Source organism: Pseudostreptobacillus sp., assembly GCF_977040545.1.
Window position 1 is genome coordinate 1 of record NZ_CDRRBS010000026.1, and the last position, 12,472, is coordinate 12,472.

Annotated in this window: 10 protein-coding genes; 2 read left to right on the top strand and 8 right to left on the bottom strand. The window is 26.6% G+C overall.

The genetic code is table 11. The annotated features are described in order from the left end of the window. From ACWYO2_RS02515 to ACWYO2_RS02535, 5 genes are all read right to left on the bottom strand, one after another. Nucleotides 1–1,626 (bottom strand): restriction endonuclease subunit S (locus ACWYO2_RS02515; protein ID WP_455514920.1); only part of this gene is annotated, 1,626 nt, incomplete at its 3' end. After that, nucleotides 1,623–3,194, bottom strand: coding sequence for a type I restriction-modification system subunit M (locus ACWYO2_RS02520; protein WP_455514921.1), 1,572 nt, complete (start codon nt 3,192–3,194; stop codon nt 1,623–1,625). The genes ACWYO2_RS02520 and ACWYO2_RS02515, both read right to left, overlap by 4 nt. 319 nt (nt 3,195–3,513) lie before the next feature. Continuing rightward, a complete protein-coding gene (locus ACWYO2_RS02525; protein WP_455514929.1) occupies nt 3,514–4,056 on the bottom strand; it encodes a KilA-N domain-containing protein in 543 nt (180 codons plus the stop codon). Further along, the gene (locus ACWYO2_RS02530; protein ID WP_455514922.1) at nt 3,939–4,364 is read right to left on the bottom strand and encodes a KilA-N domain-containing protein; all 426 of its coding nucleotides are present in this window, start codon (nt 4,362–4,364) and stop codon (nt 3,939–3,941) included. The genes ACWYO2_RS02525 and ACWYO2_RS02530 overlap by 118 nt, the downstream gene beginning before the upstream one ends. A 319-nt stretch (nt 4,365–4,683) precedes the next feature. Further along, nucleotides 4,684–5,730, bottom strand: coding sequence for a Fic family protein (locus tag ACWYO2_RS02535; RefSeq protein ID WP_455514923.1), 1,047 nt, complete (start codon nt 5,728–5,730; stop codon nt 4,684–4,686). Nucleotides 5,731–6,050: 320 nt separating this feature from the next. Here ACWYO2_RS02535 and ACWYO2_RS02540 point away from each other — a divergent pair, with 320 nt between their 5' ends. Together ACWYO2_RS02540 and nadN are read left to right on the top strand one after the other, a co-directional pair. Continuing rightward, nucleotides 6,051–6,815 (top strand): hypothetical protein, encoded by a 765-nt coding sequence (locus ACWYO2_RS02540; protein ID WP_455514924.1) that lies wholly within the window; start codon nt 6,051–6,053, stop codon nt 6,813–6,815. A gap of 36 nt (nt 6,816–6,851) precedes the next feature. Then, a complete protein-coding gene (gene nadN / locus ACWYO2_RS02545; protein WP_455514925.1) occupies nt 6,852–8,645 on the top strand; it encodes an NAD nucleotidase in 1,794 nt (597 codons plus the stop codon). A 29-nt stretch (nt 8,646–8,674) separates the two neighbouring features. Here nadN and asnA read toward each other — a convergent pair whose 3' ends face one another. From asnA to ACWYO2_RS02560, 3 genes are all read right to left on the bottom strand, one after another. Continuing rightward, nucleotides 8,675–9,688 (bottom strand): aspartate--ammonia ligase, encoded by a 1,014-nt coding sequence (gene asnA, locus ACWYO2_RS02550; RefSeq protein WP_455514926.1) that lies wholly within the window; start codon nt 9,686–9,688, stop codon nt 8,675–8,677. Nucleotides 9,689–9,697: 9 nt separating this feature from the next. Further along, nucleotides 9,698–11,716 (bottom strand): NAD-dependent DNA ligase LigA, encoded by a 2,019-nt coding sequence (gene ligA, locus ACWYO2_RS02555; protein WP_455514927.1) that lies wholly within the window; start codon nt 11,714–11,716, stop codon nt 9,698–9,700. A 1-nt stretch (nt 11,717) separates the two neighbouring features. Next, the coding region (locus ACWYO2_RS02560; protein ID WP_455514928.1) for a uracil-DNA glycosylase at nt 11,718–12,472 on the bottom strand (755 nt) is incomplete at its 5' end.

A 12,472-nucleotide genomic window follows, 5' to 3' on the forward strand; every position in this document is an offset into this window, starting at 1 on the left:
AGAACTTATTATCTTCATTGCAGATGATTTTACCTTAAAATCAAAATCAACCCATTTATTATCTGTTGTAAAATCATCAAATATTATTACTGAATTTTTACTTGCTTCATATATTCCTTTTTCTTCATTAGTATAACCTAAAATAAATGTTTTTCCAGCAGTTAATACAGGAATATTATATTCTTCTTTATACATTTTTGAAGAAACTATATACTTATTAGGTTGTTCATAATCACAAATATCTCCTAATTTTTTATATTCAATTGAATAATATTTATTATTTTTTGAATCAAAATTTACCCCATCATTATACACTTTAATTTCATTATCTCCCTCAACAATAACACTTCCATAGATATATTGGTAAATTTTGATTATATTATATTGTCTTGTCTTGTCTTGTCTTGTCTTGTCTTCTAGCGTAATTCTATTTCCTATGTTTGTCAAGATAGATTCTCTATAATATTCATATTCTTTTTGTCTTAATTCTATTTCTTTTGGTAATCCTATATTTAAATCATTACATATCTTTTCAAAATTATCTAATACATTTACTATTCTTTCTTGTATTTCTAGTGTTGGTAAAGGAAATTCAAGCTTATCTATATCACTTTTGTTTATCTTTATCGGTATAGCTGTATGCAATATTCTTTTATTCAATTCTTTTTTACCAACTTGACTTTCTATTATATGCTTTAAATATCTACTATTTATTTTATTTTTATCAGGTCTTAACAGTGCAAGCGATACATAATATGCTAATGGACTATTTTGGGTAACAACTGCACATTTTCCTACAGTTCCTATTCTTGTCATAAAAACATCATCTATCTGTGGTGTTATTTTATAATTTTTTTCATAATCATCTTCTGAAATATATTTTTCTGTATTATATATATCTGCTATATTTTCTACACTTATAAACGGTATTCCTTCTGTTTTATAATTAGGAGTTTGATGTGTTCCATCATACACCTCTACCACATTTCCTAATTTTACAATTTCTACTTCATCTTCAAGTTTTAATAAGTAATCTCTATAATAATTATATTCTTTTTTTCTTAGCGTTAGCTCTTTAGTTAGCTCTTTAGTGTAGTCTGTGAACTTATCTAACACCCTCACAATTTCTTCTTGTATATCCAATGGGGGAATTGGAATTATCAAGTTATTTATATTTTCTGTACTTAAATTAGGTTGTGCCCCACTTCCAGAAGAAATTTGTAATATTTCTAAACTTTTACTTAATAAAATATGATATAAAAATCTATTATTTAATTTTGTACTATGAGGGATAAATTTTCCTACTCTTTGATTTAAATAAAATTTTTTATCTGTATTATTTATACCAATTTTACCTGTTGTTGCTCCTGACATTGCAATCACAATATCATTTTTATTTACAATATAATTATCTAAATTTTCTTTATAATCATTTATAAAAAAATATTTCAAATCTTCTTCATTAATGATACCGTTAGAAATATTAGTTATCCGTAAAATAGATTCTCCATATTCTTTAAATAAATTACTTTTAAATGCAAAACCATTTTGAAAATCACAAACATCCCCCAACTTCTTCCACTCTACTTCTCTTCCATTTAATAGCTTTTCCAAGTATTTAATCATAATTCCTCTTTTTCTATAGTTTCTACTATATCTTCTATTTCTTTTCTTAATACATCTATTTTTGCTACTACTTCTTTTAACTCTTTATGTAATTCTTCTATATTTATTTTTTCTCTTGTATCTTCTTTTTCTACATAAGTTGATACTGATAGGTTATAATCATTATTTACTATTTCTAAATTATCTACATATCTTGCAAAATATTCTACATCATTTTTATCTTTAAATGCTTTTAATATATTTTGTATATTTCTTTCATCTAAAATATTATTTTTACTTTCTTTTTTAAATTCATTACTTGCATCTATAAATAATGTCTTTGTTTCTGTCTTATTCTTTGCTAGAACTAATATACATGTTGCTATTGATGTTCCATAAAATAGATTATCTGTTAATTGTATTATACATTCTATAAAATTATTATCTACAAGATATTTACATATTGTTTTTTCTGCTCCTTTTCTATAAAATATTCCAGGAAAACATACTATAGCTGCACGTCCTCTATCTGATAAATGATAAAGTGAATGCAATACAAATGCTAAATCTCCCTTACTTTTAGGTGCTAGTTTCCCAGCTGGTGCAAATCTTTCATCATTTATTAGTGTAGGATCTCCATCTCCTACCCACTTTGTAGAATATGGTGGATTAGATACTATAGCATCAAATGGTCTTTCATCTATATGCAATGGATTTATTAATGTATCTCCTCTTTTTAAAGAAAAGTTATTATAGTTAATATTATGTAAAAACATATTCATACGACCTAAGTTATAGTTTGTAATATTTAACTCTTGACCAAAAAGTCCTTCTTCTATTATATGTTCTTCAAATTGTTTTCTCATCTGTAAAAGTAGTGACCCACTTCCACAAGTAGGATCATATACTTTATTTATTCTTTCTTTTCCTTCCATTACTATTCTTGCTAATAGTTTTGATACTGATTGAGGTGTAAAGTATTCTCCACCCGATTTACCTGCATTACTTGCATAATTTGATATTAAATATTCATAAGCATCTCCAAATGTATCTATTGAATTATCTTTTATATCACCAAATTCTATATCTGCTATTCCTTGTAAAACAGCTGTTAATTTTGCATTTTTTTCTGCAACAGTTTCTCCTAGTCTTTTATGTGTAGTGTCTATATCATCAAATAATCCTTTTATATCATCTTCTGACGGATAACCTATTGCACTATTTTCTATACTTCTAAATATATTTGCAAGATCTGTATTCAAATTTGGATTATTTTTAGCATTCTTTACTACATTTTGAAAAAGTTGACTTGGTAGTATAAAAAATCCTTTATCTTCTACTGTTCCTGGTTTAAAATCTTGCAGTGCCTCTTCATCAGATAAATTTACATAATCAAATTCTAAATCTCCTGATTCATGTTCTGCTGAATTAAAAAATTCTACTATATTTTCTGAAATAAATCTATAAAACAATGTTCCTAATACATATTGTTTAAAATCCCAACCATCTACTGACCCTCTTAAAGCATCAGCTATATTCCATATTTTTCTTTGTAATTCTGCTCTTTGTATTACTTCATTTTCTGCCACTAATCATCACCCTTTACTTTTTTGTTATATTTTGTTATATTATCTCATTTATTAATTTAATAAATTCTATTACAATATCACCCTATCATTTATAAGCCATATAAACTTAATAAAAAACTACAACTATTGCTTGTATAACTATTAATGTTTCTTTGTTTATAAGCGTTCGATTGCTCCTATAATGTAAAATATCATTAATAGATATAGTAAAGTCATTCCTATATTAAGCAATAATGACATAAAAGATGTTCGGATACTTCATAATATACCGATTGTAAATAAGATTATTTTTAGTATCCATTTCATAATTTATGCCCCTTTATTTCTTAGTATTATTCTCTAAACTTTTAAGCCTTGCAGAGTTTAGCTTTTCTAAGGATAGTAGTTGTGTTCTAGCCAGTTTTCTAAGTTCTACCATTCTTTCCTTTTGTTCCATACCTTTACTAATTAAAACAGCATTGTAGCTTTCCATATTTGCAAGTACCAGTAACTCGTTCAAACTTGCATAGTCTCTCATATTACCTTTTAAATCTAGATTTTTTTCACGCCACTGTTTAGCTCTTTTGTTAAATAAGGCAACATTTAACATATCTGCTTCACTTGCGTACTTGTAAGATAATTGCTCGTTGGTAAGATCCTTTAAGAGATACTCTTTAATTGCATCTGTATGAATCCTGTAGTTGATTTTTGAAATTTCTCGATTAAGATTCCAACCTAATGATAGTCTTGAGTTTTCATCATCTTTTAATCTTTGATAGTCTTTAATGATATATAACTCAAACTCTGCTGAAATCCACGAAGCAAATTTAAATGCAATATCTTTATGGGCAAAGTACCACCACCTCTTCCAAGCTTCACATATATTCCTTTTGCGTTTGTCGTGTTAACCCATTTCTGAGGAGATAAAGTGAATGCATTACTACCTGCTTCTTTCAAAAACCCCTCGAATTCGAGGGGGTTAAATTCAAGATTATTTAACCGCTCCCATATCCCCAAATACTCTATTGTGTTATAATTTCTCATCCAATTTGCAACAACTACATTAGGCTCTTCACTGTTCTTATATCTTGCAATATCTGTAAGACTTATATAGTCATTTTTAAAGTCTTCAGTATAAATTTGAATTGAAAATCCCTTTGCAGAAATATGGTCTTTTTTACCCTTAGTCATTTATGAACCCCTCCTTTTTCTGATTATTATATTCTCTTATATAACCTTTTTTAATATAAGTTTCTAAGGCGATATCAATTGTAAGTTATAGATCAATAATCACATCAATACGCTTACTATGCTTTATAAAACACATTCACTATAACCTACAGAATCTAATTTTATCTAAATATTAATAATATTGTATCATATTTAATATTAAACTCGATATACTTAACATCAATATTGATATTTTAAATATCCCAAAACAACTATTTTTAATAGATACCTACCCTTAATTTTATTATTGTCATTAACACACAATTCTTTTTAAGTTTTTTTATTTTAATCGTATATACTTTATCGCTCTTCCTACACCTTCTCTTTTAATTTCACCTTCAGCTAATAATTTTCTTAATGCTCCTTCAATTGAACTTACACTTAATGATGGGCAAAGTTCTCTAATATCTTGTTTAGTAAACCTTCCAAGTTTATGTAAAATTGCTTTTCTTACAAGCTCAACTGCAGAAAGTTTTTCTTCTACAATAGAAAATCTATCTTCAAACTCTTTATATGCTGCAAGAATTATTCCTAATATATACTTCACAAATGGTAATACATCCTCATTTTCTTCATGCCAATGTAATCCTGACTGTCTCAATGTATCATAATAATCTGATTTATTTTTAGCAATTAAAGACTCTAATGATATATATTTACCTACATAAAATCCACTTCTATATAACAAAAGAGTCGTAAGTAACCTACTCATTCTACCATTACCATCATTAAATGGATGAATACATAAAAAATCATGAATAAAAATAGGTATAGCAATAAGAGGTTCTAATTCTAAATTACCTATAACCTTATTATATTCATCACATATCTTATCTAATGCCTCAGGAGTTTCAAAAGGTGAAAGTGGTGTAAATAAGACTTTTGTATGTCCATCTGAATAAGTAATACCAATATAATTTTGTACATCTTTTGTTCGTCCTGCTATAGGGTTATTCATATGGCTAAACATAATTTTGTGCATTTGCAAAATATAGTTCTTTGAAATAGGAATAACATCAAAACTATCATGAATTATATTAAGTACATCTCTATATCCTACAATTTCCTGTTCATTTCTATTTCTTGGTGTAGTCTTTTCCTCTACCAATTTTTTTAATCTTACACTTGTTGTTACAATTCCTTCTATTTCATTTGAAGCTTCAGTGCTTTTAATCATTGCAATTTCTATAAGTTTATTTAATTCCTTTGGTTTTTCCTTTAAATAAATTTCCTGTTTGCCCTGATATCTATAAATTGAAGCCACCAAACCAAGCACTTCTGAATCCCATTTTTTATCTTTAATTATAGAATAATCAAAACTTCTCATTAATTTTCTCCCTTATATTTTCTTTTTCCCCTTAAAATATAGCATATTTCAAGGGATAAATCAAGAATTAAAGGAAAACTTTAAATATAAAGTTATTTATTTCTAAATTTTAGTTATATTTAAAAATAAAATAAGTAAAAGTTGTAAAATAAAAATTTAATCCTAGAACAATCAGCAAAGATTTTAAATAAAAAAATATATTTTCATAATTACTTTTTAGTTATTAACGAATATTTTTTTAATAACTATAAATATTTTAAAGTGCTCTCATCTTGATTTTTCATAAAAATATTGTATACTTATATAAAGAGGTGATATATATGAAGAAATTTTTAATGTTATTTGCTTTATCAAGCATTGCTATTTCAAGTGTAAATGATTTCAATAATATTAAATTAAATAAAAGTGATGAAAAAAACTTTGAAATTGTTAGTTCAAAACTTGCATACTCAATAGCTAATAAGCAAAAAGATGTTAATTCTCTTAAGAGTAAACTATACAAAATCGACAAAAAAGAAGCAGATAATTTCATGAAACATATTGATGTTGTTGAAAAAATCTTTGTAAAAATTTTTAAATCAGATAAAAATTTGGTTCCAAAAATAATTCAATATATTTATTTTGAACCAGTTTCAACTAATGATGAAAAAATAATTTATGAGGAAACTCAAAAATTATTAGTTGCAGCACATGCTAATGCTAATGCAAAAATATTTATAAACAACAAAGATGGAAATGCTAATTTTCTATTATCTCAACTTGAAGAAATAGTAGATAAAAAACAAATAAATGTTTATGATAATTTATCTAGTAAAGATGTATTAAAAGAAATTCAAAAAGAAATTTTAAAAGATTATCCAGGAAGAAAAAAGTTTAAACAAATAGAAGTTAGAGTTATGACTATCTCTGGCACTTTAAAAACTAAACAAACTTTAGCTCTTGCACATGGTATATTTAACAAAAACTTTGAAGGTGTAGAAATTGAAGATTTTTCTTTCATAGAAGCACCACGTAAATCTTTAGAAGATACTAATATTGATACAAGAGTAGATACATATAAAAACCTAATTGATGGTATATATTAAATTATACATAGAATTTTTTATTAAGGAGCGTAAATTATGAACAAAAAAATGATTGCTAGTGCAATGGCAATTGCCCTTGCTACTACAGCTAACGCAGCTATTGTTAAAACAACACCTAAAGCTGTTAAACATAAAGGTGTAGAATTAAGTATAATCCACATTAACGATCACCATTCTTACTTAGAACCAACTGAGCATAGAATAAAATTAAATGGTCAACAAGTTAAAGTAAACATTGGAGGATTTTCAGCTGTAAACCATAAAATTAAAGAATTGAAGAAAAGTAGAAAAAATCCTTTAGTTCTACATGCTGGAGATGCAATTACAGGAACACTTTACTTTACTTTATTTGGTGGTTCTGCTGATGCTGCCGTTATGAATGAAGGTGAATTTGATTACTTCACATTAGGAAATCATGAATTTGATGCTGGAAATGAAGGATTATTAAAATTATTAGAACCTTTAAAAATACCTGTATTATCTGCAAACGTAATACCTGATAAAAGTTCTATACTTTATGATAAATGGAAACCTTATGATATCATAACAGTTGATGGAGAAAAAATAGGAATCATTGGATTAGACACTGTTAAAAAAACTATTAATTCTTCAAGTCCTGGTGCCGATGTTAAATTCTATGATGAAATAGAAACATCACAAATTATGGCTAATACTTTAAAAGCTCAAGGAGTTAATAAAATAATATTATTATCTCATGCAGGAACTGAAAAAAACTTTGAAATTGCTCAAAAAGTTAATGATATAGATATTATTATAACAGGAGACTCTCACTATCTATATGGTAATGATGAATTAAGAGGACTTGGACTTCCAGTTGTACAAGAATATCCTACTAAATTTAATAATCCAAATGGTGAACCTGTATACGTTGTAGAAGCTTGGTGCTACTCTGGACTTGTTGGAGATTTAGGAATTAAATTCTCAGCTGATGGAATAGCAAGTATAACTAGAAATAATCCTTATGTATTAATGCATACAGATAAATTACAAGCTAGAAATAAAGAAGGAAAATGGGCAGAACTTGAAGGTCAAGAAAGAATAGATGCAATCAATAAATTAAAATCATTAAAATCTATTAGTATAGCTCAAGAAGATCCTAAAACTTCTAAAGTTTTAGCTAAATTTAAGGCTGAAAAAGATTTACTTTCTAAACAAGTAGTTGGATCTATTAAAGGTGCAACAATGCCTGGAGGATCTGCTAATAGAATACCTGGAAGAGATGGTTCAAATCCTCAAGGTTCAGTAGCTACTAGATTTGTTGCTGAAACTATGTTAAATCAAATGCATAATGTTGATTTAACTATACAAAATGCAGGAGGAGTTAGAGCTGATATAGTTCCTGGAGATATTACATTTAATGATGCATATACATTCTTACCATTTGGTAATACATTATTTACATTTAACATACCTGGTAAAGAAATAGTACAAGTTTTAGAAGATGCTTTACAATTTGCTTTAGTTGATGGTTCAACAGGAGCTTTCCCTTACGGAGCAAATATTAGATATGAAGCTAATGAAAAACCTGATGCTGATGGTAAGAGAATAATAAAAGTTGAAGTATTTGATAAAGCTACAAATTCTTGGGTACCTATAAATATGAATAAAAAATATATAGTAGGTACTAATGCATATATAGCTGGAGGAAAAGATGGTTATGCAACATTTGGTAGATTATCTAAAGATAAATCTGCTGAACCTACTGATACTTTCATACCAGATGCTGAAAGTTTCATTAAATTCATGAAAGATCATCCTTCATTTGAATCTTATACTGAATCAAATGTAATATTCCATAATAATAAATAAAACAAAAAAGGAGCGAAAGCTCCTTTTTATTATAATAAATTTATACCATTTTCTTTACATGCTTTTTCTATTTCATCAGACCAAATTGAAGCTTGAACCTCTCCTATATGTGCTTTTTGTAATAAGAACATACAAATTCTTGATTGACCTATTCCACCACCTATAGTTAAAGGTAACTCATCATTTAATAAAGCTTTATGGAAGTCTAATTCTTTTCTTTCATTTAAGTTTAATTTATCTAATTGTTTATTTAACGCTTCTTTATCTACTCTTATACCCATAGATGACAACTCAAATGAAGTTCCTAAAATATCATTCCACACTAATATATCTCCATTTAAATCCCAATCGTCATAATCTGGAGCACGACCATCATGTCTTTCTCCACTATTTAAAAACTTACCTATTTGCATCAAGAAAACTGCCTTATGTTTTTTAGTAATTTCATTTTCTCTTTGTTTAGGCGTTAAATCTGGATACATATCTTCTAACTCTTGAGATGTTAAGAAATATATATCATTAGGTAATAAAGTTTTTAATTCATGATATTTCATATTTAAATACGCTTCTGTTGCAATAAATACTTTATATATTTTTGTTACTATTTCTTTTAAGAAATCTAACCCTCTTGCTCTATCTTCAGGAGTTATAACTCTCTCCCAATCCCACTGATCTACATATATAGAATGTGTATTATCAAGATCTTCATCACGTCTTATTGCATTCATATCTGTATATATTCCATAACCTTCCTTAACTCCATAACGTTTAAGCGCAAGTCTTTTCCATTTAGCTAAAGAATGTATTATTTCGATATTTAAATTTGGATCTTCCTTCATGTCAAAAGCAACTGGTCTTTCTACACCATTTAAATTATCATTAAGTCCTGTAGATTTTACTACAAATAAAGGTGCTGAAATTCTAGTTAAATTTAAAGCATCTGCAAGTCCTCTTTCAAAAAAATCTTTTACTTCTTTTATTGCAATTTCTGTTTGCATAATATCAAGACTAGTTTTATAGTCTTTTGGAATAAATAAATCCATAAATTCTCCTTATTTCTTTAGTTTTTCTATAAATTCATCTTCAGTTAAAATCTTTATACCTAACTTTTCAGCTTTAGCAAGTTTTGAACCAGCTTTTTCGCCCACGATTAAATAATCTAAATTTTTACTTACTGATGAAATATATTTTCCGTTATTTCTAATTATTATTTCTTTAATTTCATCTCTTGTATAAGTATTTAGCTTACCAGTAGCAAGAAAGCTATAACCTGTTATAAAAAAATTATATTCTTTTACTTCTTCTTCATAAGATAAATTAAATCCATAATATTTTAACCTGTATATTATATCAAAATTTTTATTATTTTTGAAGTAGTTCAATATAGAATTTGCAACTTTATCTCCTATTCCTTCTATATTTAACAATTCTTCTAATTTAGCATTTATTAAATTATCTATATTTTTAAAGTTTTGAGCTAATACTTTAGATGCACTTTTACCTACATAATCTATTCCCAAAGAATATATAATCTTATCAAAGGAAATAGTTTTACTTTTTTCTATATTTTCCAATAATTTATCAACACTCTTTTCCCCCATTTTTTCAAGTCCTATCAAAGTTTCTCTATGATTGTGTAATTCATATATATCTAAAAAATCAGAAATTAAACCTAACTCTAATAATCTAGCTACTATTTTACTACCTAATCCTTGTATATTTAAAGCATCTCTACTTACAAAATATTCTATTTTTTTCTTAACTTTTTCAGGGCAATTATCATTTTTACATTTTAATGCTACTATATCTCTTTCTTTTTCTAATTCACTTTGACAAGAGGGACACAATTTAGGTATTTCTATATCTTTCTCATTTCCTTTTCTTTTATCAATATTAACTCCTATAACTTGTGGTATTATTTCTGCTGCCTTTTCAACAACAACAATATCTCCTATTTTTAATCCTAATCTTTCTATTTCATCAAAATTATGAAGACTAGCTCTTTTTACAATACTTCCTGATAAATTAACAGCTTTAAGCTCAGCAACTGGTGTTACAACTCCAGTTCTTCCTACTTGATATGAAACATCTAATAGTTTTGTTTCCTTTTTTTCCGTCATAAATTTATACGCTATTGCCCATCTAGGAGATTTAGCCGTAAAACCTAACTCTTGATATAAAGAAAAATCATCAACTTTTATTACCATACCATCTGTTTCAAAATTTAATTTTTTTCTTTCTATATCCCAATACAAGATTCTTTCTTCTAATTGTTTTAAATTTTCACATTTTTCAAATACATTTGTTGTTTTAAATCCAAGGCTTTTAATAAATTCTATAGATTGAATATGTGTTTTAATATTAAATTTATCAAAATCTATTAAATAATAAATATAGCAATCAAGATTTCTTTCTTTAACTATATCTTTATCTAATTGTCTTAAAGTTCCTGCTGCTGCATTTCTAGGATTTGCAAATACCGTTTCTCCAGCTTCTTCCTTTTCGTTATTAATTCTTACAAATTCTGAAAGTGGTAATACTATCTCTCCTCTAACTTCTATATCAATTTCACTATTTAATTTCTTAGGTATAGAAGATATTTGCATAATATTCTCAGTAACATCTTCTCCTATACTCCCATCACCACGAGTGATTCCTTGTTTAAGAATACCTTTTTCATAAATTAAACTTATACTTAAACCATCAAGCTTTAACTCTAAAACGTAGTCTACAGATCTACCTACAATTTTTTTTACTCTCAAATCAAAATTCTCTATATCTACCATGTTATATGTATTCGATAAACTTAGCATCGCCTTATTATGTTTAACTTTCTTAAATTTATTACTAGAAACTCCTCCTATAAGAGCAGTTGGAGAAGTTTTATCCTTAAGATAAGGATACTCTTTCTCCAGTTCTATTAATTCCTTCATTAACATATCATATTCATAATCTGTTACCAAACTTTGATCTAAGTTATAGTAAAAATGATTATATTTTTCTATCTCTTCTTTTAGTTTTTTATACTTGTCTGCAATATCATCTTCTAATAATTCAAATAATGTAGACATACTATATCCCTTTCCAATTAACTATATTTTTAGTAGCTTCAAATGATTTACCATTCATAAAATCATTAGGATTATCTAACTTACCTACTATTGCAGGATGATTATGTTTTACTATATTACCATTCAAAATATTTTTTTCAAATATTATTGCATCATTTCCCCATAATAGATATGTAATATTATTATTTTTAGAACTAATATATTCTATCAATTCTTTAATAATAGGTGTCCAAAACTTATGGTGCATACCAGAGTTTCCAACCAATGTTGTTAAAGAGGAATTAAGAAGTAACACTCCTTGCTTCATCCAATTTTCAAATAATAGACTAGGTGCTAATATTTTAAATTTATCATTTTCTATCATTTTTCTAATATAGTTAATATCTTTTATTTCACCAGTATAAGTTTTATATATCAATTTTAAAATATTTTTTAAAGAAGTATTTATACTTTCATCATTCCAAGAATCTTTATTTACTTCAAATGCAAGTCCTGTTGCAACTCCTTTTTGGAAATATGGATCTTTACCCAATATACACACTTTTATATCTTCAACTTTCATTTCAAGTGCTCTAAATATTTTTTCTTCACTTGGTGTATATTCTTTACTTTCAAAATTAAGGTTATTAATAAAATTTTGTATATTTGAAACCTTTTCTATATTAAAGAAATCTCTATATGATTCATCTATATTATATTTATTCATAAAATCATCTATAAGATTTTCTTCTATACCTTGTATTTTTTTATAAACTT